The sequence below is a fragment of the Acinetobacter gyllenbergii genome, assembly GCF_001682515.1.
GTDB classification, from domain to species: domain Bacteria; phylum Pseudomonadota; class Gammaproteobacteria; order Pseudomonadales; family Moraxellaceae; genus Acinetobacter; species Acinetobacter gyllenbergii.
On the sequence record NZ_KV575262.1, the window covers coordinates 275,576 to 299,478 of the forward strand.

Sequence of the window (23,903 nt, forward strand, 5' to 3'; positions counted from 1 at the left end):
CTTTAAATCTGAATTGCTTCAACACTATTGCGACAAGCGCGAATCACACTCAATGCGGCTAAGGTTGAAGTCTTTGGATTACTTGCCAACGGCACACCCACCAGTTCAATAGTCATTGCACCGAATACACCTTCTGCCACAATGGTGTGCTTGTTTTTGTTGATATTTGGATCAACCGTCAGTTCCACCATGGTGTCATCCATACCCAGTCCTGCCAGTGCAATCGTAGCTGCCACATTGGCATTGGCTGGAAACTTCAAGGCTGCTTCTCTGGCTGTGCCACGGAAAAAAACTGTTGCTTCACTGACCTGATCGAGGTCAACCAATTGCTCGGCATAGCTACCACGCCAGCTTTTCGGACTCTTACAGCCCTTATAGGTGACCTTTTCTAAACCACCTTCTTTGGCAGCAGAAATCCCATCAATCCCAGCAATGGCACCCGCTAAAAGGTGCAGATGTGCATCATGTTGTTCAGCAGTGGTTTTCAGTTGAATTAAAAATTCGTTATCGGCCAAAGTGCCCACTGAGATCAGGCCAATGGTCCAGCCTTTTTCCAAGACTTTTTGTGCATGTTCTTTCACTGCAGCTTGACCTGCCACTTCAATCACATAATCAGGTGTACCCTGACATTGATCGATTGAACTAATCACTTGCACATCAGCCGCAACCTGCGCCTGTACTTTTTCGACACTGCGTGCAGGCACCACAATCCATTTAAGTTGCAGGTCTTGTGGCATGTGGGCATACACTTCTGCCGCCATCGCGCCAAAACCAATCATCATCAACTGTTTCATGTGCACACCTTATAAATGTTTGTTAAATCCACCAGAAACATCCAGTGTCGAACCTGTGGTATACGATGCCAAAGGCGATGCTAAAAACACCAAGGCTCGCGCGGGTTCTTCTGGCTTGCCTAAACGTTGCATTGGAATGCCACGGTTTTTGGCAATATTGCCTGTCCACTGTTCCCATGTTGCATTGGGGTCTGAACGGGTTTCAAAACGGCGTTTCCACTGTGCTGATTCCACCATGCCCAACAGGATCGAATTGACCCGAACACCGTATTGGGTAAATTCATGTGCCAGTGAATGGGTTAGATTCAGCAATGCTGCACGTGCAGATGAAGTCGCAATCATGTGTGGTTCAGGTTGCAGTGCCAGCAAAGAGTTCACATTGGTAATCGAGCCACAGGCCGAATGTTTTAAATCATTTAAAAAGGCACGTACTGGATGTAATACACTGAAATACTTCAGTTCAATTTCTTTCATCCAGTCTTCATCTTGGGTGTTTTCAAAATTAGATACACGTCCCTGACCTGCGTTATTGATCAGCATGTCAACATTGCCCAAATTTTGGTTGACCTGTTGTGCAAAGCGTTTGACATCCTCTTTATCCAAAACATTGCAAATACTGGTGAAGATATTGGCATGCGGATATTTGTCTAAAATAGATAGTTTTGATGAAGCTAGACGCTGCTCATCTCGACCACACCACGCCACCTTGGCACCCTCTGCAACTAAAATTTCGACGGCAGCCAAACCAATGCCTGACGAGCCACCTGTGACAACTGCTACTTTTCCTTCAACTTGGAAGCTCATATCCATATCTCTCGTTTAAGTCTTAATGTGCCGATAAAACAATGTCGTTAAACTGTTCAGCTTGATCGACATAACTTAGATGACCGGCATCTGTAATGAGATGACATCGGCTCAATTGCATTTCTACCGCTAATTCCTCGATTGCTTGCGCAGGCGTAATGCCATCCTTGTCACCTGCAATCACCACACAAGGAACACTAAGTTCTGTTAAATAATTTCGAATTTCGTCATAGGCCAACAAATAAGATGCTCGGGTAAAACCGTCTAATGTCAGTTGCCCCATCACCTCACTGACCAAAGCCAGTGCCTGAGCGTCTTGTTTATAAATCAAATGCGGTCCACGGCTGGCAGCCATGCCAGCATTGCCTAAGCTTTTCAACATATTCGGGCGCTTTTGATAGACCTGTGCTTTGGTTTCTTCATCGAAATGTTGATAGCCTTGTGCTGCATTGGCAATGATTAAGGTCTGTACCCGTTCAGGATAAAGATGAGCAAACGCACTGGCTTTTAAGGCACCCAATGAATGACCAATCAATATGGCTTTTGAAATGTTCAACGCATCCATCAAGCCCAATACACGTTCTGCATAATCAGTTGCATTCGGCTGTTCGGTATCTAGGTTGCCAGATAAGCCATAGCCGGGTGCATCCCAAGCAATGACATGAAAGTGCTGACTGAGTGTCTCTAGCTGATTGATCCAAGAAGCTGAACCCGAACTAATCCCATGCAATAAAATCAACGGCTGACCTTGGCCTGCCTCACGATAGGCTTGCACCTGTCCATGCACTGCAATGGTTTTCACTGGATATTTGGCTAAAGATTCGATCAGCGTCATCATGTCCTTCCTTGTATTTGCTCTAATCTGTCGAATTAACGTTTGATTTGCGACAACGGATGCTCAGGTGGATAGTTCGGAATAGTCGGTTTACCTGCACCTAACATCACACACATCAAGGCATCTTCCTGACCCGGATTGAACAGACCGCGATAAATACCTGGTGGAATTGAAATCAGATCACGCTCTTTCAGTCGGGTCTCGAACTTTTCACCGTTATGTTCAATAAACAGATCAATCTCACCACGCAACATGAAAAATACTTCTTCAACATCGTGATGAATATGCAAAGGCCCTTCGCATTGCGCAGGTAATACCATGGTTGAGAAGGTAAAGTTTTCAGCTGGAACTGTATTGCCATCATTGACCACACCTGTTGCACCAGTCCCCATATAACGCATTTGTGCACGGCGATATTTCGGGTCGTAGTCCGCTTGGAACTTCAAAGCATCAAAATCATATTTACGTGTTTCGAAACGTGCGATTCGGGTATTCAACCAATCTTGTAAATTTGTCCCTTCAGGTTGTGTCCATGATTCGAATTGTTGAGTAGTCATGTTTTAACTCCTAGGTTTTCGATAAATCGTTTGATTAATAACGTTTCAATAAAGGAACTAAGAAGAACGATCCAATCACAGCGACGGCTGCCAAGAAGGTAATTCCTAAATTAAAACTGTGGGTTTGCATCACGATGTAGCCGATCAGAACAGGCGCAATTGCGCTGGCAAAATTACCCATTCCATTGAAAATTCCACCCGCAGTTGCACCAACATCGGCAGTTGTGACACGGGCAAGTAAAGCGAATACTGCGGCGACCCCAAAGCCCCAAGCCATGGCGCTTAAAGACATTGCTGCAATCACCAGAATTGGGTCAGTCATAATCACCATGACATACATAAAGATGCCTGCCACCAACAGGCCACTGAAGACCTGAACAGCGCGGCGGCCCAATTTGTCCGACAGGAATGCACCAATCACTTCGCCAATCAGCATGGCAATGAATGGAAAGCTTGAATAAACCCCAAACTCTTTCAGGTTAAAGCCCTTGTCCTGAATCAGATAAGAAGGCACCCAGCTATTTAAGCCCCAAAGATAGGTCATGAGTGCAATATTGAAAATACACACCAACCAAAACGCACGGTTCTGTAAGAGCACTTTGGTGTTATGAATATGGCCTTTGAAATTGACACGTTTGCTGGTCGATTCCAATTCAATGGTTTTCTTGAGTTGTAAATTACGCAAGCCGAATGCAATCGCAAGCAATGCGATCACCGTTAAACCCGCCATCACAAAGAAGGTGGTGTGCCAATCATGCTTTGCTAAGACCGCAGCAGTAATTGGAAAACCCAAGAATGCACCAATCGGTGTGCCTAATAAGAACATGGTCGAAGCACGTGCTTGCTGGCGATCGGTATAGGTTTGCTTCACAATGGCGTAGGCCAGTGCAAACAAGGGTCCTTCAGCCAGACCAAGTAATACTCGTAAAATCAACATGCCTGTATAGTTGGTGGTAAAACCCATACAAAACATGAGCAAACCCCATGATGCGACGCTCCAAAACAGCATTTTCTTCGGATTGAAAATATCACCAAGGAAACTCAAAAACACCGAAGAGAAGCCATAAGCCAGCAAGAAGCTGGTCATCAACCATCCGAGTTTTGCCTTGTCTTCTGCAATCCCCATCGCACCCTGAAAGTGCGGGTCAGCAAACAAGACCGCGATACTAATTTTGTCGAAGAATGCCAGTACGACACATACCATCAGGACGAAAGCAGGAACCCAATGCTTTAATCCACTTTTTTCTTCATTACTCATACTTCATTCCTTCGATTGAGTCATGAACCGGATTTAATGCTTATGGTTTTAATTTCATCACATTAAATTCTGGGTCTGCTAATAATTTTGGGTCTAACACGGTATTCGACTGCATCCAGCGCTTTGCCAGTTTGACCAGTTTGGAATCATTGATTGCGATCATGTTGAGTAAACGGTTTTGATCATCTAAATACAAATAACTGCATTGATCATCCGCGCTTTTCCGAACCACGATCTGGGCAGTTTTTTCAGCTTGATAGGTGCCTAAGATCTGAATATTGAAGTGATATTGGTCTGACCATAACCATGGAATATCGCTATATTCGGTTTCAATACCCAACATCGATTTTGCAGCAGCAATCGCCTGATTCTGCGCATTGGCCCAAGACTGAATGCAATAGCCCAAGCTTGGATGAATCGCAACATCACCTGCGGCATAAATGTCCTGATCTGAGGTTTGACCAAAACCATTCACCACAATGCCATCTTTGACGTCCAAACCCGCATTGACGCCCAATTCTTTGGCAATATCCGCACCTGCACCTACAACGACACAATCAAACAGCTCACTTGCATTCGGATGATTCACCACTTCAACTTTTTGCTGACCGGCTTCAATCAAATGCAAATTTTTACTGTCTAAATGAATCTGAGTACCCTGCTGCTCATGCATTTGTTTTAAGAAATCTGAAACATCTGGACTGACACTACGTGCACACAGACGATCACCATATTCAAAAATATGCACCTCTTTTCCCTGCTTACGTGCAGTCGCCGCAATTTCTAGCCCGATCCAGCCACCACCAATCACCGCTAACTTTTGCGAATGCTGCAAGATTTCAGATAAACGTTCACAATCCTGAACATTACGTAAAGTCACCACATTCGGAATAAACTGCCAAGTATTCACAGGAACACGGGCTCGACTACCCGTTGCGATCAACAATTTGTCATAGGCTAAAACCTGACCACTTTCCAGAACCACCTGCTTGCGCTGGCGATCCACTTGGGTTGCTAACGCAGGTTTATGCCACTGAATATTGAAGTCCTGCATCTGCTCTGAAGAAAACAGATGCAAACTTTCATAGCTGGCCTCTTTGGACAATACTTGTTTGGATAAGGGGGGACGTTCGTAAAATACCCGATCCTCATTAGAGACCACATGAATTTCACCCGAATATCCATTTTGGCGTAAAGTACTAACGGCCCAACCCGCGGCTTGTCCTGCACCCACGATTACGATTCTTTCCATTGCTTGTACTCCCTGCTCTATGTTGCGTTATGCAGGTTTGACTTGACGACGCGTGTGATCATCCAGACCGCCTTCAATCGCCCACTCTGTAAAGAGTTCCAGACGATGTTCTTCGATACGTGGCTGCCATTCTTCGGTCAGGTAATCATCATTGGTGTAATACTCAAACGCACCACCGAGCGGTGAATTGACATACCAGAAATAAGCCGAAGAAATCGGATGACGCCCTGGGCCAATGAAAGTCGACCAATCAGAACGGTTCATGTGCAATCCACCACCAATCACCTCGTGAATATCACGCACAACGAATGCCACATGATTGAGTCCTGCAGGTTTATTTGGCACTGAAAGCAAGAACAGGTCGTGGTGGAAACCTTTACCGCGACAGCGTAAGAATGCACCACGATTGCGATAAGCATCTGATAAGAAGAAACCAAGTTTCTCACGATAGAAATTTTCAGTCTTTGCTAAATCAGGCGTGAAAAACACCACATGCCCAATCGCAACCGGTTGTCCTTTGTCATACACAGGACTTGCTGCATTGACACGTTGTACATTGCCGTATTGGTTAATGCCTTCTGTCTGTAAAGCAGGTAACTCTTGGGTAAAGCTCTTTTGAAAACGAATGGTCATCCCATTCGGATCAATGCATTGCACTAAATCAACACTGGCTTGATAGCCCTCAACATCATTTAGGGTTAATGCTAAATTTGCCAAATCCTGTGCGGCATCATCTAAACCCCAAGTCACTTCACGTAACGTTGAACCTGATTCAATCGCTTTAGGTAAACGCTGATCATCGCAATCAAATAAATAGATCTTGCTGCCATTTTGCGTTTGATAAAGATCCGTCCCTTCGATATCTGACTGACTTTGCTTAAGACCGAAATCTGCCAAAAACTTATTCGAAGCAGCTCTGTCTTCAACGCCAAACTTTAAAATCTCAATCCCTGTAATCATGAGATGACTCCTTAATTAAAGACAAAACCGCCATTTACTGGAATATTTTGTCCAGTCACGAATGAGGACAACTCTGACAGTAAATAAAGGGCTGTTCCGTTCAAATCCTGCGGTAATTGCTGACGTTGAATCGCACGCCCATTCACGTATAAATCATGACGTTCCTGCGGCACATATTCTGTTGCTTCAACGAGGGTTAAACCCGGTGATAGCGTGTTAATACAGATATTGAATGGCCCAAGCTCTCTGGCCATGGAACGCGTCATCGCAGTCAATGCCCCTTTACTCGCCACATAAGCCATCAAATTCGGTGCGCCCCATAAAGCGGTATCCGAAGCGACATTAATGATCTTGCCAGCCTGAGACAGCTTTAGATAAGGCACACATGCCTTGGTCACCAACCACGTGCCTTTGACATTGATGTTCATGACCCGATCCCAAAGGTCAGCGTCATAATCCATCATGCTTTTACCGCCAACATTGGTTGCCAGTGCCGCACAATTCACCAAACCATCCATGCCACCCATACGTTCAGCTGCTTGCTGTACGGCCTGCTGGATTGATTCTGCATTGGCCAGATCAATGCTTACCGCATTAACCTTTAAGCCTTGTGCTTGCAAAGCAACAGCTTCTTGTTGCACCAGATCAGTCAAGATATCAGCCATCACCACATGCGCACCTGCTTCCGCAATCGCCTGTGCAAAGTCTCGACCCAAGCCTCTTGCCGCACCTGTGACAAGGACTTTTTTGTCCTGCAACAATGCGACATTAACCATGAACTTGTTCCTGCATTTCAATACGATTTGAGGTATTCAATGCTGCAATTTTCTTTAACTGTTTTTCCGCTTCTTTTTTCATTAAACGGCGTAAACGAGAAAGACCAACATCATGCTGATAAAGAAATTCATGTTGACGGGCATTCGGTGCAAGATTTTCTAAAATAATGCGATCTTGCTCCAACACATCCCAGTGCAATTTTTCTAAATGGTTACGGTAAAGGAAACGCCAAACATTGCGTTGCCAGCCACTGACTTTACGGCAGCGCCAGAAAAATACACGGGTATTGTTAGCATCAATTGGCGTTGCATAACCCACAATCCAGAACTCACCACCTGGACCAAAATCTTTACGATATGGAATCGAAAGACGTAGCCAACTTGCACCAGTATTGGCATATTCAACCCAGTCAAAATTCACACCGACTTGGCCTTCTTTTTCAAAAATAAAGCCATTTGGGGTTGAACGGTGTTTCATTTCCGCAGTACGGTCGCCCTCTGCCATTGAGTGTGAGGTGCAATGCAAATAGCTGCCATGCATCGGGTCCATCACATTATCAATTGCGTACTGATGATTCACTTTCCAGTCCGCCTGACACAAGAATGAACTCCACTCTTCACTTGCCAGTTGTTCAGGAAAATCCAGTGACTTCGGTGCTTCATTGGCATCAATGCCGAACCACATAAAAATGGCACCATGCTGCTCAATCACTGGATAGCTTTTGACACATGAAGTGCCTTTCATTGGACAATCATGCACCGCAGGCACATCTTCTACCACTCCATCATGGCGAACTTCGACACCGTGATACCAACACGCCACACGATTACCCAGATTCCAACCCAAAGAGAGACGTGCGCCACGATGCGGACAGCGATCTTCTAAGGCATGAACCTGACCTTCTGCATCACGCCAAACCACAATATTTTCGCCTAAGCGAGTAATCCCGACAGGATTGGCTGCCACTTCCCAACTTGCCAGCACGGGATGCCATTGGTCACGTAAACCCAAATCCAAATATTCTTCTACACTCGGTGTCACTGATACTGCTGCGTTCATCACTATTCTTCCTTGAATTAATAACCTAAACGTTGCATTTCTTCTGAGAAGGTTTCAGAAGTCCACAGCTCACCCGATTCGCAACGAAAACCTTGCTGATTTAAAGACTGCACTAAATCTGTAAGTTCTGTAATGCCTGTAGAAAAGGCTTTGATGAGATGTTGAACAAAATCCTGTTCATAGGCCGTTGGCACTTTATAACGTGTTTGCCAGACCAGAAGCTCTGCTTGACCTGGTATCTGAATATTGTTGATCCCTGCTTCAGTCGCTGGCGTGGCATGAATCCAGTTCGCTAGCTTCTTATTAAATGTTTCCATGAGATTCCATCCTTATAAATAAGACTTATAGTTGAATTTGAACGTCCTGCCCTTCAACACGTACTGGATAAGTACATAGATCACGGCATCCTGGTCCACTTTTCAACGCACCGGTTTGAATATCAAAAATGGCCTCATGTAATGGGCATTCCACGGTCTGATCTTCAATAAAGCCCTCTGTAAGTAAGGCAAAGGCATGTGGGCAAACGTTCTCAATGGCAAAATAATTGTCATCAATGAAAAATACGCCAATTTTCTTACCGTCGACTTCGATAGCTTTCGGCTCATCTTCGGTAACGTCGTCTTGCTGACAAACTGAGATCCAACTCATCCTTGCATCCTCATTTGTTTTATATATAAAACAATATTTGATATAACAAACTTTAATAAAGAATACTCCTATGCTGTTTTTTATGTCAAACAATATAAATCGTTAAAAATCATAATTTTGATATTTATTACACATTATCTTACGTTTTGCTTGAGAAATTTTGTTTCATATATAAAACTATCTTTTCTTTATGCTTTGCAGTTAGAATAGGAATCCTAAGAAAATTAAATTTTTATGATTTGCATTTTTTGTAGGAAAATTAAACTGATGAATTCAAGCACTGAAACAGACTCTCAAGAATCTGAACTCACAAAAAATGATGATCGCTATTTAGTCCCTGGCTTAGTGCGTGGCTTGGCAATTCTGCAAGCCTTTAATCAACAAACCCAAGAAATGACCATTACTGAAATTGCCGAAGTTCTGGATGTCAACCGTTCCAGTGCCTTTCGACTGATCTATACACTGGAATCATGCGGATTTCTACGCAAAGCCTCACAAAAGACCTATGCACTCGATTCAAAGGTGATGGAACTTGGCTTTAATAGTTTGGCCAAACAATCCTTATTGGATTTAGCCACACCCTTGATGAAAGAATTGCGTGATCAAACACAACTGGCTGTGCATTTATCCATTTTGGAAGGCACCCATATTGTTTTTATTAACAACATTCAATCGAATGGTACCTTTACCAGTAACATTGGTCTTGGTACGCGTTGGCCTGCGCATGCCACCGTGATTGGGCAAATGATGCTGGCAGATCTCAGTGAAACTGAAATACGTGATCGTTATAAAAACTTTAATCAGTGGGAGACTTTCTCAGAACTCACACCCAAAAATCTCAAAGAGCTGTTACAACGCCTCAGTTTTGTCAAAACTCAACGCTCTATGGTCAGTTGGGGGCATTACAATCACGATATGGCGGCTTGTGCTGCACCAATTTTCAAACAGTCCACCCAAAAAATGGCGGCAGTGTTATCAGTGAGTTGCCCTCTAGGCAGTTATGATGAACATTATTTTAGAAATGAAATTGCCGAAACGGTGATTCAGAGTGCAGATAAAATCTCAAAATTTATTTATTAAATCTAGAGCATAAAAAAGCAGCCAAAGCTGCTTTTTTATAGCCAGCATTCATTTTAATCTGACCTCATGAAGATGGCTGATCGGTCTTTAATTTATTCTTTAAGCGCTTATCCATCGCATCAAATAAAGGACGTGACAGATTCATCATCCATGTCGGTGCTGTATTTAATAACGCATTGGCAACCAGACCTGATTTACTGCTAACACGATAGGATTTTTCTTGAATCGCTTTCACAATCCAGCCTGCAGCGGCAGGTGTATCCAACATTTTCATATGCTTGTAAATTGCTGTCTTAGATGACATCGGTGTTCTGACCATTGGAAAATATACAATACTGACATCAATGCCTTTGCCTTTCAGTTCCATCGACAAGGAACGCGAGAAAGATTCTAATGCAGATTTACTGGCCAAATAAGCCGAGAATAAGGGAATCGGCACTTGTGTAGACATGGTCGAAATATTGACAATATGCCCAGAACCGTTAGCCAAGAAATGAGGTAATAGGTGTAGTGTCATATTCACTGCGGCAAAATAATTAATCTGCATGGTACGGGTATAGTCATGCAGACGATCAAGTGATTCAAGAATCGGGCGTCGAATCGAACGCGCTGCGTTATTGACTAAAACATCAATTTTTTGATGTTCAGCTAAAATCTGAGCAATACAGCTTTGCGCTTGTTCTACATCCGTCAGATCTGCTGGGTAAATGGAGACTTGTCCACCTTGTGCTTGAATATTGCTTTGAATGCGTTGCAACTCATCTAAACGACGTGCAATCAGGCAAACCGTTGCTCCCGCTTGAGCCAGTTGCATTGCAGCCTCTTCTCCGATTCCACTTGAAGCCCCCGTAATAATGATCGTCTTACCCATTACATCCATTGCTTTCTCCTTGAACACAATAGCACTCCACATCTGTTGATTTTCTGATCCTACCGTGACTGTAGCCTATCCTGATCAAACTTATGTTGTATTCTATTTTTATTAGATGCTCACTTCGCTATAAGGCTTTAATTTGAAACTGGTTAATTTTAGCTGCAATTTTCTTTAGCCCATGGTTTGCCGATGTCTTCAACTTCATCAAGGTTATTTCTGTAAGCAATGGGACTTTGCTCTCTAACCAGATGGTATAGGTCAAATGTGTACGCCCATCTAATTCTTCAAACTCCAACCGACCCAAATGATAACTGAATAAGCAATTTTTTAGCATTTGATATTCAATCATCTGATTGGGCAAACTTTTCATGATTTGTTCTTGAATCGGTTTAAATACACCGAAGCCCATCTTTCGTATTGAACCCACACCATCTGTATTATGATCATCCGTAGCGGTTTTAATCACAACTGATTGCAAGGGCCATAAAACCGTATTAAAGGTTTGGTGTTTAGAAAAAAGATGAAAAATAAGATCTACTGGTGCATTAAAGCTTTGTTTCATTACAACAAATTTTGGCATTCACATCATCCTTCTCATCGTCTCACCCGAAAACTAGGTGATATAAAAGCCAACTTCGCTCAGATTTAAATCAAAACCTGAATAGCACGCTATGAGCAGCTTATTCATATAATTTTCGGGACCGCTTTCCTGATCATTATATAGATGACCTATGATTTATCTTGACGTTGCATCTTTATTTTGACTTTTTGTGCCAATTTCTATCAATATAAACAGCATAATTTTAACTAAAATAAAGCGAATAACCTGCTTAACATTCACAAGTGCCAAACATGTTATAAACAAAATATACAGGTGCATCTTCTGGATAGACATCGCTGTCTTTAATCATGAATAAAACGCCTTCACTCAGTATGATCAAGACATCTTGATTACGGCTAACAACTGTCCCTTTACTTATTATTTTATTTGGCTTACCGATATTATCAGCGTCATGTATAAAAAAAACTTTTCGTCCTGACTTAATACTACTTGGAATAACTTTCTTATATAAACCACAGTTCTTACATACCCATTTCTTCACTATCAATTCTCTAGATCAAAAGGAAGATCATATTAAAAATCACCCCAAGGAAGTGGACATAAAAAACCTAATAAATTAACAAAATAGTCTTTTCTTTATATAATAAAACCCTCTAAATGCCGATCTAACAAATTAAACGCAAAATAAAAACAGATTAGGACAAAATTATAAATTTATTTTAGAATTGAATATAAAACTCAAAATCCATTCAATAAAACATAAATAGACCACATATACATATTGATCATAATGCTAGAATATCCAATCCAAACTGCTATTCAGTTCACAATCAGATTGGATAACCGATAAATCGTTTTTTGTACACATTATGAATGTATACAATCCGCCGTCATTGTTTCTGCTCTGTCAGTAAATGCGTTCTCCCCCTCCATATGGGTGAGAGGGAAATAGTTCTATTTTCTTTATTTTTTATACAGTTTAGGCCATTTATTTATAATTTTTTTTCACTATTTATAGAATAAATGCTGTTTTTATGCGCACCCAAACTCCCAGCAACTCATTCATATCTTTATTCATTTTATTTATTATTGCGCTTTAAATATGTAATCTAAGCTGCATTTAAACCTTGAGATTTCAAATAAACTGATAGCTCCTTTATTTAACAATCAAAATATCTGAACTAATATCAGATCAATGAAATCTGATATGACGTTTAAGCAAATGAAAAATCATATATACAAAATGCCCGCTGAATGGATGCCACAACAATGTGTTTGGATGATTTGGCCTTATCGTACTGATAACTGGAGACTAGGTGCATTACCTGCACAGCAAGCTTTTGCCAAAGTTGCTGAAGCTATATCTCAAAGCACACCTGTGTTTATGGCTGTTCCCCATGCTGAAATGGATAAAGCAAAAGCGAAGATTCCCGCACATGTCACCTTAGTTGAAATGGAGAGTGATGATGCATGGATGCGTGATACAGGCCCAACCATTGTTCAAGATCACACAGGAAACAATGTCGCTGTCGATTGGGTTTTTAATGCATGGGGGGGCGAAAATGGCGGCTTATATTCCAATTGGGATAAAGATCTTGAGGTCGCCAACCAAGTTGCTCAATTTCATTCCATCCCATTACATCAATCAGGCATGGTTTTAGAAGGTGGTGCGATTCATGTAGATGGTGAAGGGACATTACTGACAACAGCCGAGTGTTTGCTCCATCCCAATCGGAATCCAGAAATGACGCAGGCTCAGATTGAATATGAACTCTCCACCTTGCTCGGCGTTGAAAAATTTATTTGGTTACCATTGGGCGTGTATAACGATGAAACCGATGGGCATATCGACAACATGTGTTGTTTCGTCCGTCCAAGCGAAGTCGCCTTACATTGGACTGATGATCCTAATGATCCACAGTATGCAAGTTCGAGAAAAGCATTAGACATCCTTGAATCCGTTACTGATGCCAAAGGTAGAAAACTAAAAGTGTGGAAATTACCCGCACCAGGGCCTTTGTATGCCAGTGAAAATGAAACGGTTGACATTGAAAAAGGCAATGCGATTGAACGTTTTGAAGGTAATCGTTTAGCGGGTTCATATGTAAACTACTTGATCAGTAATCAACAGATTATCTTTCCTTTATTGGATGACAGAACCGATGATCAAGCCTATATTTTGTTCCACAAGATGTATCCCGATTATCAAATTACTGGCGTACCTGCGAGAGAAATCTTATTAGGTGGCGGAAATATTCATTGTATTACCCAACAAATTCCCAAATAGCATCTATCTAGATTGCTTATTTGTTCATTAATCTACTTACGGTGAGTTTTTATGGCTTGGTTATATTTATTCATTGCGAGTTCATTCGAAATACTTTGGGCCATTGGTCTGAAGTATTCTCGAAACTTATTTGAATGGTCATTTACGATTTTCTTTATTGTCGGAAGTTTCCTGTTTTTACTGTTAGCAGCAAAACGAATGAAGCCCTCTTATGCTTATGTTTTTTTTGTGGTGCTCGGTACCTTAGGAACTTTTCTGTTTGACACTTATATTATTGAGAATCCAGTCAATTTTATTTCCGTGATTGCAATTGTGATGATCATTATTGGTGTGGTCAAATTAAAACAGATCGGAGACTAAAGCATGAGCTGGCTATTGTTAATTGCATCTGGGATATTAGAAATATTTGTCGTGAAAAGTATTCGTGACCTGATTCATAAAAAATACCGAACTGCGATTCCACTCTACATTGTGTCACTTTCAGCATCGTTGTTTTTATTGCATATGGCGATGAAAAATATTGATGTCTCGATTTCCTATGCTGTTTATACAGGTATCGGTGTGATCGGCACCATTTTAATGGGTATTTTCTTTTGGGGTGAACGGAAAAGCATTGAAAAGTTTTTTTATGTCGGTGTCATTGTCACGGGTGTGATTACCTTAAAACTTGCCAGTTAAGCCCAATTGAATAGAGACTTAGATTGTTCTAGACAGCTATACAAATAGATAGCTGTCTAGAATGCATTTATGCTGGGATCTGCTGGGTAATACAGTGAATATTACCACCGCCTAATAAAATCTCACGTGCAGGAACACCCGTAATTAAATAATCAGGATACATTTGCTGGAACAATGCTTTAGCTTCCTCATCCGTTCTTTCATCTAATAAAGGAAAGATGATCTGTCGATTACTGATCAGATAATTCACATAGGAGCCCGCTAAACGATTACCTTCAAAACGTTCAATCGCATTGCCCTTTTCAACATCAATCGTTTCATTTTCACTGGCATATAAAGGCCCCGGTGAAGGCAACTTCCACACTTTTAAATTTCGCCCTTGTGCATCTGGGGTACTTTCAAGCACCTTTAATGCAGCAACAGATCGCTTATATTGTGGGTCATTAGGATCATCGGTCCAATGCAGTGCCACTTCACCCGGACGGACGAAACAGCACATATTATCGACATGTCCATCGGTTTCATCATTGAACACCCCCTCAGGTAACCAGATAAAATGGCTTACACCCAGACATTCTTTAAGGGTATTTTCAATTTCAGTCTGAGTCAGATATGGATTTCGGTTTGGATTAAGCAAACACTCTGAGGTCGTCAACAACGTCCCTTCGCCATCGACATGAATGGCACCACCTTCCAAAATGAGAGAAGTCGAATAGGTTTCAAGCTCATGTCGTGCTGAAATCTTTTGGGCAATTAATTGATCTTGATCCCATGGAAAATACAGACCACCGTTCTCTCCACCCCACGCATTAAACACCCAATTAATCCCTTTTCGCTCTCCTGCAGCATTTTTGACAATACTTGGCCCCGTATCACGCGTCCACGCATCATCACTTTCCATTTCAACCAATGTCACCTGTTCTGGCATCGTTTGACGTGCTTTATCCATTTCAGCGGATGGAACTGCCATAAATACAGGTGTGGTTTGAGCAATTGCCGCAGCAACTTGAGCGAAAGCCTGTTGAGCAGGTTGAGCATTGGCGCGCCAGTTATCAGTACGGTAAGGCCAAATCATCCATACAGCTTCTTGAGGTGACCATTCACCCGGCATTTGAAAACCATCTTGGTTCGGTGTGTTCATTTTCTGTTGCATATCCTGTTTTTCCACAACTTTTAAATCCTTAGCAATAAATTTTTAACTCAGCAAATCTTCGATTTGATTAGGTGGTTGCACCAAAGGAGATCGGCTGCTTTCTCATTTTTTTATAGAGTAGTAGCAAGATACCTGTGACGAGCCATATTCCACCAAACTGCAATGCTGATTTTTCGAGGTGTAACCACAACCCTAACAAACACAGCACTGAGGCCAATGGCAGCAATAAATTAAAGAAAATATTTTTAAATCCAGTTCGTTCTTTGCGAATCACGAAAAATTTCATAAAGACCGAAAAGTTCACCATGGTAAAGGCGATCAAGGCACCAAAACTCACCAAACTCACCACTGTTGCTAAATCGACGACAATCGCCAACAAAGAAATCATGCCGACAAAAAAGATCGAATATAAAGGTGTACCTAATCTAGCATTCACAGAACCAAAAACTTTTTGGTTGAATACCCCATCGCGTCCCATGATATAAAGCAGCCGAGATGCACTGGCATGTGAGGCCAAACCTGATGCAAATGCATTCATAATTTGTACCGTCAACAAGGCAGATTGGAAGAATACCCCACCGACATACAATGCAATTTCAGGTAAAGCTTCATCTGGATTTTTAAACTGTTCCAGAGATGGGAAAGACAATTGCACAAACCAAGAGACGGTAATAAAAATAATCCCGCCCAATACCGTGGTGAGTATGATTGCGCGCGGAATGGTCTTGGTTGGATTCTTGCTTTCATGGGCCAAGGTAGAAACAGCATCAAAGCCTAAATATGAGAAACAAACCAGTGAGACGCCTGTGAGTAAAGTCAGATATTCAGGATTACCATTAAACAGTGGTGTGAGCGTCATCACACTGCCATAGCCGTGAGAATTACCAATGCCTGTGACCACCAAAAAGATAAACACCAACATCATTGCAATCGTGGCAGCAATAAATACGAAACTAAAATTGGCGAGAATATTGATGCGGAAACTGTTAATCAGGGTTAGCAGCCCCACCATGATAAGCACCCATCCGGTATAGGAAATATCTGGCATTAATGCATTCAGGTAAAACGATGCCAATAGCACATTGACCAATGGAATCAGCAGATAATCAATCAGAGAACACCAGCCCACAAAAAAGCCAGCGGTCTTGCCACAGGTCTCCGTGGTATAGGTATAGGCAGAACCTGATTTTGGCGATAATTTACTAAAACGAGCATAACTGAAAGCCGTTAACAGCATGGCGATTAACGCCAAAACATAGGCCAGTGGGACACGTCCTTCTGTCACTCTGGAAATAATACCAAAGGTATCAAATACCGTTGCGGGTGCCATATAGGCTACGCCAATGACAACGACTTGCCAAAGTGAAAGTCCTTTCCGATTATTCTCGCTTTCCATGCATATTTCTCCTACATCAATGCAAACTCTTATTTAGTGCATTGTTTTTTCACCGAATCGGCGTTGTATTGAAAAGAGAAGTCCCTTTCTCGATCCAATAACCTGTTTAAAATGGGTTAAATCGTAATGACGTTTTCCTCTAAATAACTTTGAATGCCAGACTCACCGAGTTCACGACCAATGCCACTCTTTTTGAAACCACCCCACAATGAGCCGGGATGAATCATTTGATGTGAATTGATCCAGATATGACCAGAACGCAAGCGTTTAGCAATTTTTTTACCGTGCTCCACAGAACCCGTGATGATGGTCGCAGCCAAGCCAAACTCAGAATCATTGGCGAGACGCACAGCCTCATCCTCGGTTGCAAAACTACGGCAACACATCACAGGACCAAAAATTTCTTCTTTCCACAATCGACTGTCAGTAGGCACATCAATAAAGACATGCGGCTGAATAAAGAAACCTTTGCTCGGTAAAGCAATTTGATTTAGATCAATCAATGCTTGAAGTTTTTCTTCCTGCGCTATGCCTAAGTATTCATGCACTTTATTGAATTGCTTTTCTGTGGTCATCGGCCCCATCGCCAAGGGTCCTATAAGGTCCGTGCCAAGCTGCATCGACTCCACAGCTAATTTCAATTTTTGATAGAAAGCCTTAGCAATAGATTGATGCACCAATAAGCGTGAGGTCGCAGAACACATTTGACCGCTGTTATAGAACATTCCACCTAAAGCTTTATCGACTGCTTCATCTAAATCAGCATCTTCCAGAATTAAAATCGGTGATTTTCCACCAAGTTCCAAAGTGACACGTTTGACAGAGGGTGCTGCAGCCTGCATCACATGAATTCCGACTTCAGTGCTGCCCGTAAATGAAACTTTTTGCACATCTGCATGCACCACTAAATGTTGCGCAGCAACAGCATCCCCAAGAATCAGGTTAAACACCCCTTGTGGAAATTGGATTTGATCTAAAATTTCAGTAAAGGCATATTCAGGTAACGGCACCAATTCTGAAGGTTTAAAAACAATGCTACAGCCCGCTGCCAGCGCAGGCGCAATTTTCCATGCACTGGTAATTAACGGAAAATTCCACGGTGTAATCAGTGCAACCACACCCACAGGGTTCTGTTGATGAGTAAGTTCAGCCCCATCTTCACATTGCGTGGTTTTACTAAACGCCATGTTCTGTACTAAATCTGCATAATAGCGATAGCACTTGATACTATTTTCAACATCAACCTGTGCTTGCTCAGATGACTTGCCATTATTTCGATGAGAAAGTTCAATCAGTTTGGCTTTTGCAGTTTCAAGCTGGGCCGCGATTTTATTTAACCATACTGCCCGTTGCTGAGGCGTGGTCATACTCCATGCATCAAGCGCTTGATTTGCAGCATTGACAGCCGCATCAACATCGTGTGTAGAAGCAGCAGTATAATGAAGGATTTGCTCTTCATTATTCGGGTTGATTACCGCAATCTGTGCTGTACCTGTGGTTGCCTGCCACTTTCCATTGATATAATTCTTCATCTGCTTACTCGCCTTCAGCTCATACATCCGTTTAAAGTGCTCTGACCGCAATTACTTCAGAACGACTCCACAACGGTCTAAACCTTTATTACTTAGCCATCTCGGTCCATGTTTTTTTGTTTCACCTCACCCTATTGGTTGAGACTTTCAACTCGCTCCTAAGAGCAAGTTGAAGTGATAGGAAATAAACAATGATCTTTCAGTTTATAAATGCCCTTCGGCTTTAAGCTCTTGAATGGTGTTTTGAATTGCATGGCGTAAGGTTTTCACGGCAAAATCAACTTGCTCACGGGTCAAGATCAGTGGTGGAGACAACACATTCATATGACCGACTGGACGCACGATCAGACCTAATTTTTGACAATGATTGGCAATACGTTTTCCAACACCCACTGAGCGATCAAATAGCTCTTTGCTTTGTTTATTACGTAAGTTTTCAATACACATCATGAACTTTTTGCCGCGCACTTCACCGACAATTTCAAGATCAGCCAAGGTTTTTAACTGTTCTTCGAAATAAGCGCCCATGTCTTGCACATGCTCGCAAATATTTTCTTTTTCAATGATTTCAATATTTTTAAGTGCTGCAACACAGCTCACAGGATGACCTGAATAAGTAAAACCATGGGTTAACAGACCACCTTCATGGTGTGGCTTGCTGATCGCATCATAAATCTCATCAGAGATAATAGTCGCGCCTAAAGGTAAGTAACCTGAAGAAAGACCTTTGGCACAGGTAATGATGTCTGGAACGATGCCAAATACCGCCTCTGAAGCAAACATATGCCCCAAACGACCAAATGCAGTCACCACTTCATCAGACACATACAACACGTTGTACTTTTTACACACGGCTAAGGTCTTGGCATGGTAACCTTCAGGTGGAACAATCACACCGCCTGCACCCATAATCGGCTCAGCAAAGAATGCTGCAACGTTATCTGGGCCTAACTCCAAAATCGTATCTTCCAGTTCCTGCACTTTTTCATTACAGAAATCTTCCATCGATTGAGATTCAGGCTTACGATACGGGTTCGGGCATGACACATGATGAACCAGTTGATTGTGGATTTCGAACCCCACATGATCCGCTTCAATCCCAGTCAACGTCATACTGATATAAGTACTGCCGTGATACGCATCTTTACGTGCAATCAGCTTTTTCTTAGATGGCTTGCCAATTTGATAAAAATAATGATGAATCAAACGCACAGCGGTATCATTGGCCACTGAACCACCACAGCCATAAAACACATGGTTTAAGTTACCCGGTGCTAACTCTGCCAGTTTGGCCGCCAACTTCGCTGCTGGCGCAGTGGTTTGATGTCCAAATGGAGAGTAATAAGGCAATTGCATAATTTGCTCAGCAACCGCATCTGCAATTTCTTTACGTCCATAGCCGACATTGACACACCATAAGCCACCGATACCATCTAGATATTTATTGCCATGTGCATCATAAACATAGACATTTTCACCTTTAGACATAATTAAAGAACCTTCGTCTTTAAATGTCGAAAAATCGGTCCATGGGTGAATTACATGGTCTTTATCTTTTTGCCAGATATCTTGAATATCAATTTCTACTGGTAATTTAGAGTTCATCGTTGTCCGTCCTCAATATTCGCAGTACTTCTGTTAGAAGCCTGCATTTCCTACATTTTGCTCTTGGCTAAAATCGTTAAATAGTTGCTGCATGCGCTGATGAATTTTGCGCAGCATGTTGTTTGTCATAATTTAGAATGGCATTCAGCAATACATCGGCACCTTGTGCCGCATCGTTCGCATAGATGTCTTCTGCTTCGTTATGGCTCAGCCCATTAATACATGGAATAAAAATCATGGTCGTTGGACAGTGTTTGGCAATGTTGATTGCATCGTGGCCTGCGCCGCTAACAATGGTCTGATTGCTATATCCCAAGCTGTCCACAGCATCTTGTACGGTTGCAACACAAGTACGATCAAAATAAGTCGCCGGGCTTAACCAATGTTGTGAAATGCTAATCTCTAAATCTCGTTGTGCTGCGAGTGAATGCAATAGTTGATGTGTTGCTTGTTCCATCGCTTTGAGCTGGGCATCATCAGGATTGCGTAAGTCAATGGTCCACTGGATTTGACCAGGAATGGTATTACGTGATGAATTCGCGACCTGCATTTCACCAAAAGTCACCAGACCTTCAGGGAATTGCTCCAAAATACATTGCTCTAAAGCCACAATCATTTCAGCCGTACCGACCATGGTGTCTTTCCGCAGATTCATTGGCGTGGTGCCTGCGTGTGCTGCTCGACCTTTGGTTTCAACATCTAACCAGAGAATCGCTTGTCCACCGGTCACCACACCAATCGAAATCTCATTTTTTTCCAGTACTGGGCCTTGCTCGATATGGGCTTCGTAATAGGCTTGGAATGGACGAGCCAGTGGGTAATTACCAAGTTGACCTGTACGCACCAATTCCGCAAAAACTGAAACACCTTGCTTATCTGTGCTGTCATAAATGTGTTGTTTAGGAATGACTCCTGCAAAAGCCGCAGAACCCATCATCGCTGGGGTAAAACGAGCACCTTCTTCATTCATCCAAACCACAAGTTCAAGTGGATGAGTGGTGCTGATTTTCTCTTCGGCTAAACGTTGTAAAACTTCCATACCCGCCAGCACACCATAAATTCCATCAAAACGGCCACCCTTAGGTTGAGTATCTAAATGACTTCCCATCACAATCGGCAAGGCAGTATCATTTAGGCCAGAACGACGTAAGATTAAATTTCCGACTTCATCGTAATGTACAGAAAGATCAATTTTGTCCGCCCACTCCAACAATAAAGCTCGACCCGCAATATCCTCATCGCTGAGTGCTAAGCGAGTATTGCCACCCTGATCCGTCGCACCAATTTTTGCCATTTCCATGAGCATTTGCCATAATCGCTCTGCATTCACTCTCATTGTCTTGCACATCCCTTTTTAAATATCTTTAGAGTCGCCTTAGCATCCACTTTGATAAATAATTCAAAAAAAGACGAGTACCAATTTCACCACTCTTTTAGGAACCAATTTCAAAGACTTCGTATAGACCCCAAAAAAACTTTAATTTTCAATAAAATAAGCAATGAAATAATGAAGCAATTTATGTTTTTCAAAGTGTTTAAATGCTTATTATTAAGCCACTTCAAGTCGTGCAAAACGAGGATTGGTTTATACAATTATTGTTCTGTTTTATAGGTAAAACATGTTGGTCTTATTGGGCGAAAATATGATCAGCTTTTTTAAACAATTAAAACCGTATCAAATGTTTAATTACACAATAAAACAATTCTTTTAAAAGCCTATTTTTTATAAAAACATCAAAAACTTGAATAAAATTATGATAAACAATCTAAATATCGAAGATTAGAATCAGATAAAATCATATGCTAGTTTCAAATTTCAAAATAATTATAGTGAGATAACAATGAGATTTAAGTACAAGGAATTGAGATTTAATAAACAATTAAGCAGCCTCTTGATTATCTTTATGTCCACCCATACACTTGCAGCAGATAATATTGCAAAACCAGTAATGAATGTCGCAGAGACCTTAGCGTTTGATGCAAAACATTATGCAGCCTCTTATGGCGTCACCTTAGATGAGGCGATGCGAAGATTATTAATTATGCATGATACAAATAATCAAGTCGCCAGTTTAAATGATCAATATAAAAATGTTCTTTCAGGCATCTATTTTGATAATGGTTCAGACTTTGGTTTAAAAATAAATGTTGTAGGTAACAACCATCCTCAACAGATTTTTAAATTAGAAAAAAGCCTGATAGCAGCATCAAACTCTTAAAAAATGAAAATGTTCAAGAGCGTATCCAAGTTAGGAAACTCGCCAATTTAACTGAAACTGAAGTTGAGTCGGCATATAGAGCCATTGAACGTGGTGTAAGTGCACCGATTAGCTTGATTCAAGGAGCTACAAATACCAAGCAACAACGCGTCAATCAACTTAAACAATCATTTTCAGCCATTAAACAAGCCTATCCAACCGTCGAAATGATTGTGGATGATGAGCAAAATGCAAAAGCCTTAATCTATGTAAAATCCTTAAAACAAATCGATCAACTGGCCCTAGAAAAATTACTTAATATGCAAGTGGAATTATCTGAAATTCCAACAGGGATTCAACCGACTAAAACCCGTGGTGGTTCTTGGTTAGTCAATAATTCTGGCAGCAATCATTGTATGACAGGCTTTACAGCAAAAAGAAACTCAACAGGTGAACTCGGTGTAATTACAGCTGGTCACTGTATTAATTCATCAACTCCTTTAAATTATAAAGACAAAGATGGAACTCAATATGCAATTTCACCAGTTACAGGTATGTATCGTAATGATACAGCAATGGATCTTGCCTTTATGAAAGCAGGTTCAACCACAGCCCAACAGGCTGTACCAGAATTTTACGCCGATACAACATCCCCTGCCCGTGCTTTAACAGGCAAACGCAATAGAACCAGTACAGTAGTAAAAAGTGGAACAGTAAAGGGATCTTATGTTTGTCACCTTGGACAAACTTCACCAACAAATTCAGCATTGATACAAAGCTGTGGTGAGGTAATATCAATTACAGGAGCAAATCATAACGGTGGTAACACCTATATAGTCGTTAGCAATACTCAAAGTGGAGCAGGCACTAACCATACCTCAGGCTTAGGTACTTTGCGTTGCGTACGTGGAGATAGTGGTGGTCCATGGTTTGCATTAAATACAGCTTTTGGTATTCAGTCCTCATGCTCATGGAAAGATAGCGGTGAAACCATCACAAATACCGTTGTTTATACCAGTGTGGATTATCTGAACGATCTAGGAGCACAACTTGTCTATCAATAAAACACTGTTCATACTTGCCACTGTCGGGCTACTTGTCGCATGTCAACGGCAACTACCCTCTGAGCAGGAAAAAAATGAATCCTTAAATGCTGTAAAAATACCGAGTTATTCATCCAATGGACTCTCTGCCTCTGCACGGTTAAAAGGACCTTTACAACTCAAAGGTAACTGTCTCTATGTGAATGATACGCTCATTATATTTCCCGATCAGTCTGCACAGTGGGATGATCAAAATCACACTTTAACTTATAAAGGTAAAAAAATTACCTTAGGTGAAGAGTTAGATATTGCTGGTGGCTTTGGCCAACTTGGAGCAGAGACCCGACCAGTTAAAAACTTTAGCTCTTTATGTGATCAACAATCTCTTTGGTTTGCTGGTTAATATGATCCAGAACTAGAAATTTAAACTATCTTACTAAGTTAGATTCTACTTCCTTGTTCCAAATTCAAAAAAGCCCTCATCGAAATGATGGGGGCTTTTTCTTTGCCATAAGTTCATTATATAAAATAAACATGCAATATTTGGCTTT

At 41.6% G+C, this 23,903-nt stretch carries 26 protein-coding genes; 7 read left to right on the forward strand and 19 right to left on the reverse strand.

The features are described from left to right. Positions 1-2: 2 nt before the first annotated feature. The 11 genes from NG55_RS07315 to NG55_RS07365 are packed head-to-tail and all read right to left on the reverse strand — an operon-like array spanning position 3 to position 8,944. Positions 3-794 (reverse strand): aspartate dehydrogenase, encoded by a 792-nt coding sequence (locus NG55_RS07315; RefSeq protein WP_065342855.1) that lies wholly within the window; start codon positions 792-794, stop codon positions 3-5. 9 nt (positions 795-803) lie between these two features. After that, positions 804-1,598 carry an SDR family oxidoreductase gene (locus NG55_RS07320; RefSeq protein ID WP_065342856.1) on the reverse strand — a complete coding sequence of 265 codons (795 nt, stop codon included), beginning with the start codon at positions 1,596-1,598 and terminating at the stop codon, positions 804-806. 22 nt (positions 1,599-1,620) lie between these two features. Then, complete coding sequence (locus NG55_RS07325; protein ID WP_065342857.1) at positions 1,621-2,436, reverse strand: alpha/beta fold hydrolase; 816 nt, start codon at positions 2,434-2,436, stop codon at positions 1,621-1,623. Positions 2,437-2,468: 32 nt separating this feature from the next. Continuing rightward, positions 2,469-2,990 (reverse strand): cupin domain-containing protein, encoded by a 522-nt coding sequence (locus NG55_RS07330; protein ID WP_004652930.1) that lies wholly within the window; start codon positions 2,988-2,990, stop codon positions 2,469-2,471. A 34-nt stretch (positions 2,991-3,024) separates the two neighbouring features. Beyond that, complete coding sequence (locus NG55_RS07335) at positions 3,025-4,248, reverse strand: MFS transporter (protein ID WP_016541078.1); 1,224 nt, start codon at positions 4,246-4,248, stop codon at positions 3,025-3,027. Between the two features lie 40 nt (positions 4,249-4,288). Further along, a complete protein-coding gene (locus tag NG55_RS07340; RefSeq protein WP_065342858.1) occupies positions 4,289-5,500 on the reverse strand; it encodes an NAD(P)/FAD-dependent oxidoreductase in 1,212 nt (403 codons plus the stop codon). 27 nt (positions 5,501-5,527) lie between these two features. Beyond that, complete coding sequence (locus NG55_RS07345) at positions 5,528-6,460, reverse strand: VOC family protein (RefSeq protein ID WP_065342859.1); 933 nt, start codon at positions 6,458-6,460, stop codon at positions 5,528-5,530. 11 nt (positions 6,461-6,471) lie between these two features. Continuing rightward, a complete protein-coding gene (locus tag NG55_RS07350; protein ID WP_016541075.1) occupies positions 6,472-7,236 on the reverse strand; it encodes an SDR family oxidoreductase in 765 nt (254 codons plus the stop codon). After that, positions 7,229-8,296 (reverse strand): aromatic ring-hydroxylating oxygenase subunit alpha, encoded by a 1,068-nt coding sequence (locus tag NG55_RS07355; RefSeq protein ID WP_023270047.1) that lies wholly within the window; start codon positions 8,294-8,296, stop codon positions 7,229-7,231. The genes NG55_RS07350 and NG55_RS07355 overlap by 8 nt, the downstream gene beginning before the upstream one ends. A gap of 17 nt (positions 8,297-8,313) precedes the next feature. Continuing rightward, complete coding sequence (locus tag NG55_RS07360) at positions 8,314-8,613, reverse strand: recombinase-like helix-turn-helix domain-containing protein (RefSeq protein ID WP_065342860.1); 300 nt, start codon at positions 8,611-8,613, stop codon at positions 8,314-8,316. Positions 8,614-8,638: 25 nt separating this feature from the next. Continuing rightward, on the reverse strand, positions 8,639-8,944 hold the full coding sequence (locus NG55_RS07365) for a non-heme iron oxygenase ferredoxin subunit (protein WP_004652920.1): 306 nt from the start codon (positions 8,942-8,944) through the stop codon (positions 8,639-8,641). Positions 8,945-9,211: 267 nt separating this feature from the next. Here NG55_RS07365 and NG55_RS07370 point away from each other — a divergent pair, with 267 nt between their 5' ends. Further along, positions 9,212-10,024, forward strand: coding sequence for an IclR family transcriptional regulator (locus NG55_RS07370; RefSeq protein ID WP_065342861.1), 813 nt, complete (start codon positions 9,212-9,214; stop codon positions 10,022-10,024). A gap of 64 nt (positions 10,025-10,088) precedes the next feature. On the opposite strand, the gene NG55_RS07375 is transcribed toward NG55_RS07370, so the two are convergent. The 3 genes from NG55_RS07375 to NG55_RS07385 form a co-directional block, all read right to left on the reverse strand. Further along, positions 10,089-10,904, reverse strand: coding sequence for an SDR family NAD(P)-dependent oxidoreductase (locus NG55_RS07375; protein WP_016541071.1), 816 nt, complete (start codon positions 10,902-10,904; stop codon positions 10,089-10,091). 118 nt (positions 10,905-11,022) lie between these two features. Next, on the reverse strand, positions 11,023-11,478 hold the full coding sequence (locus NG55_RS07380; protein WP_016541070.1) for an SRPBCC family protein: 456 nt from the start codon (positions 11,476-11,478) through the stop codon (positions 11,023-11,025). A 250-nt stretch (positions 11,479-11,728) separates the two neighbouring features. Continuing rightward, positions 11,729-12,001 carry a hypothetical protein gene (locus tag NG55_RS07385; protein ID WP_016660359.1) on the reverse strand — a complete coding sequence of 91 codons (273 nt, stop codon included), beginning with the start codon at positions 11,999-12,001 and terminating at the stop codon, positions 11,729-11,731. 654 nt (positions 12,002-12,655) lie between these two features. On the opposite strand from NG55_RS07385, the gene aguA (NG55_RS07390) reads away from it, so the two are divergent. Genes aguA (NG55_RS07390) through NG55_RS07400 form a run of 3 tightly spaced genes read left to right on the forward strand, consistent with a single transcriptional unit; the run spans position 12,656 to position 14,425 of the window. Continuing rightward, a complete protein-coding gene (aguA, locus tag NG55_RS07390; protein ID WP_065342862.1) occupies positions 12,656-13,747 on the forward strand; it encodes an agmatine deiminase in 1,092 nt (363 codons plus the stop codon). A gap of 51 nt (positions 13,748-13,798) precedes the next feature. Then, on the forward strand, positions 13,799-14,107 hold the full coding sequence (locus tag NG55_RS07395) for a DMT family transporter (protein ID WP_065342863.1): 309 nt from the start codon (positions 13,799-13,801) through the stop codon (positions 14,105-14,107). A gap of 3 nt (positions 14,108-14,110) precedes the next feature. Continuing rightward, the gene (locus NG55_RS07400) at positions 14,111-14,425 is read left to right on the forward strand and encodes a DMT family transporter (protein WP_065342864.1); all 315 of its coding nucleotides are present in this window, start codon (positions 14,111-14,113) and stop codon (positions 14,423-14,425) included. 67 nt (positions 14,426-14,492) lie between these two features. On the opposite strand, the gene aguA (NG55_RS07405) is transcribed toward NG55_RS07400, so the two are convergent. The 5 genes from aguA (NG55_RS07405) to NG55_RS07425 all read right to left on the reverse strand — a co-directional run bounded on the left by aguA (NG55_RS07405) (position 14,493) and on the right by NG55_RS07425 (position 21,447). Further along, entirely contained in the window at positions 14,493-15,578 is a 1,086-nt protein-coding gene (gene aguA / locus NG55_RS07405) for an agmatine deiminase (protein WP_065343060.1), read from the reverse strand. A 67-nt stretch (positions 15,579-15,645) separates the two neighbouring features. Continuing rightward, complete coding sequence (locus tag NG55_RS07410) at positions 15,646-16,974, reverse strand: APC family permease (RefSeq protein ID WP_016541065.1); 1,329 nt, start codon at positions 16,972-16,974, stop codon at positions 15,646-15,648. Positions 16,975-17,090: 116 nt separating this feature from the next. Continuing rightward, on the reverse strand, positions 17,091-18,506 hold the full coding sequence (locus NG55_RS07415) for an aldehyde dehydrogenase family protein (protein WP_065342865.1): 1,416 nt from the start codon (positions 18,504-18,506) through the stop codon (positions 17,091-17,093). Positions 18,507-18,710: 204 nt separating this feature from the next. Further along, positions 18,711-20,111 (reverse strand): aminotransferase, encoded by a 1,401-nt coding sequence (locus tag NG55_RS07420; protein ID WP_065342866.1) that lies wholly within the window; start codon positions 20,109-20,111, stop codon positions 18,711-18,713. Positions 20,112-20,187: 76 nt separating this feature from the next. Next, positions 20,188-21,447, reverse strand: coding sequence for a Zn-dependent hydrolase (locus tag NG55_RS07425; protein ID WP_065342867.1), 1,260 nt, complete (start codon positions 21,445-21,447; stop codon positions 20,188-20,190). Between the two features lie 568 nt (positions 21,448-22,015). Between NG55_RS07425 and NG55_RS21245 the strand changes: the two genes are divergently transcribed. The 3 genes from NG55_RS21245 (at position 22,016) to NG55_RS07445 (ending at position 23,755) form a co-directional block, all read left to right on the forward strand. Beyond that, a complete protein-coding gene (locus NG55_RS21245) occupies positions 22,016-22,330 on the forward strand; it encodes a hypothetical protein (RefSeq protein ID WP_065342868.1) in 315 nt (104 codons plus the stop codon). A gap of 113 nt (positions 22,331-22,443) precedes the next feature. Further along, the gene (locus NG55_RS20550) at positions 22,444-23,373 is read left to right on the forward strand and encodes a S1 family peptidase (RefSeq protein ID WP_228704164.1); all 930 of its coding nucleotides are present in this window, start codon (positions 22,444-22,446) and stop codon (positions 23,371-23,373) included. Beyond that, positions 23,360-23,755, forward strand: a complete 396-nt coding sequence (locus NG55_RS07445) for a hypothetical protein (RefSeq protein ID WP_065342869.1) — start codon at positions 23,360-23,362, stop codon at positions 23,753-23,755. Before NG55_RS20550 ends, NG55_RS07445 begins: the two co-directional genes overlap by 14 nt. The last annotated feature ends 148 nt before the right edge of the window (positions 23,756-23,903 follow it).

Bases quoted from the DNA above. Each gene is read 5' to 3' on its own strand.
- NG55_RS07395 (WP_065342863.1), top strand. From the start codon at position 13,799: ATGGCTTGGTTATATTTATTCATTGCGAGTTCATTCGAAATACTTTGG.
- NG55_RS07325 (WP_065342857.1), bottom strand. From the start codon at position 2,436: ATGATGACGCTGATCGAATCTTTAGCCAAATATCCAGTGAAAACCATT.
- NG55_RS07340 (WP_065342858.1), bottom strand. From the start codon at position 5,500: ATGGAAAGAATCGTAATCGTGGGTGCAGGACAAGCCGCGGGTTGGGCC.
- NG55_RS07345 (WP_065342859.1), bottom strand. From the start codon at position 6,460: ATGATTACAGGGATTGAGATTTTAAAGTTTGGCGTTGAAGACAGAGCT.
- NG55_RS07400 (WP_065342864.1), top strand. From the start codon at position 14,111: ATGAGCTGGCTATTGTTAATTGCATCTGGGATATTAGAAATATTTGTC.
- NG55_RS07330 (WP_004652930.1), bottom strand. From the start codon at position 2,990: ATGACTACTCAACAATTCGAATCATGGACACAACCTGAAGGGACAAAT.
- NG55_RS07425 (WP_065342867.1), bottom strand. From the start codon at position 21,447: ATGAGAGTGAATGCAGAGCGATTATGGCAAATGCTCATGGAAATGGCA.
- NG55_RS21245 (WP_065342868.1), top strand. From the start codon at position 22,016: ATGTCCACCCATACACTTGCAGCAGATAATATTGCAAAACCAGTAATG.
- NG55_RS07315 (WP_065342855.1), bottom strand. From the start codon at position 794: ATGAAACAGTTGATGATGATTGGTTTTGGCGCGATGGCGGCAGAAGTG.
- NG55_RS07375 (WP_016541071.1), bottom strand. From the start codon at position 10,904: ATGGATGTAATGGGTAAGACGATCATTATTACGGGGGCTTCAAGTGGA.
- NG55_RS07380 (WP_016541070.1), bottom strand. From the start codon at position 11,478: ATGCCAAAATTTGTTGTAATGAAACAAAGCTTTAATGCACCAGTAGAT.
- NG55_RS07355 (WP_023270047.1), bottom strand. From the start codon at position 8,296: ATGAACGCAGCAGTATCAGTGACACCGAGTGTAGAAGAATATTTGGAT.
- NG55_RS07420 (WP_065342866.1), bottom strand. From the start codon at position 20,111: ATGAACTCTAAATTACCAGTAGAAATTGATATTCAAGATATCTGGCAA.
- NG55_RS07360 (WP_065342860.1), bottom strand. From the start codon at position 8,613: ATGGAAACATTTAATAAGAAGCTAGCGAACTGGATTCATGCCACGCCA.
- NG55_RS07410 (WP_016541065.1), bottom strand. From the start codon at position 16,974: ATGGAAAGCGAGAATAATCGGAAAGGACTTTCACTTTGGCAAGTCGTT.
- aguA (WP_065343060.1), bottom strand. From the start codon at position 15,578: ATGCAACAGAAAATGAACACACCGAACCAAGATGGTTTTCAAATGCCG.
- NG55_RS07370 (WP_065342861.1), top strand. From the start codon at position 9,212: ATGAATTCAAGCACTGAAACAGACTCTCAAGAATCTGAACTCACAAAA.
- NG55_RS07415 (WP_065342865.1), bottom strand. From the start codon at position 18,506: ATGAAGAATTATATCAATGGAAAGTGGCAGGCAACCACAGGTACAGCA.
- NG55_RS07365 (WP_004652920.1), bottom strand. From the start codon at position 8,944: ATGAGTTGGATCTCAGTTTGTCAGCAAGACGACGTTACCGAAGATGAG.
- NG55_RS07350 (WP_016541075.1), bottom strand. From the start codon at position 7,236: ATGGTTAATGTCGCATTGTTGCAGGACAAAAAAGTCCTTGTCACAGGT.
- NG55_RS07335 (WP_016541078.1), bottom strand. From the start codon at position 4,248: ATGAGTAATGAAGAAAAAAGTGGATTAAAGCATTGGGTTCCTGCTTTC.
- aguA (WP_065342862.1), top strand. From the start codon at position 12,656: ATGAAATCTGATATGACGTTTAAGCAAATGAAAAATCATATATACAAA.
- NG55_RS07320 (WP_065342856.1), bottom strand. From the start codon at position 1,598: ATGAGCTTCCAAGTTGAAGGAAAAGTAGCAGTTGTCACAGGTGGCTCG.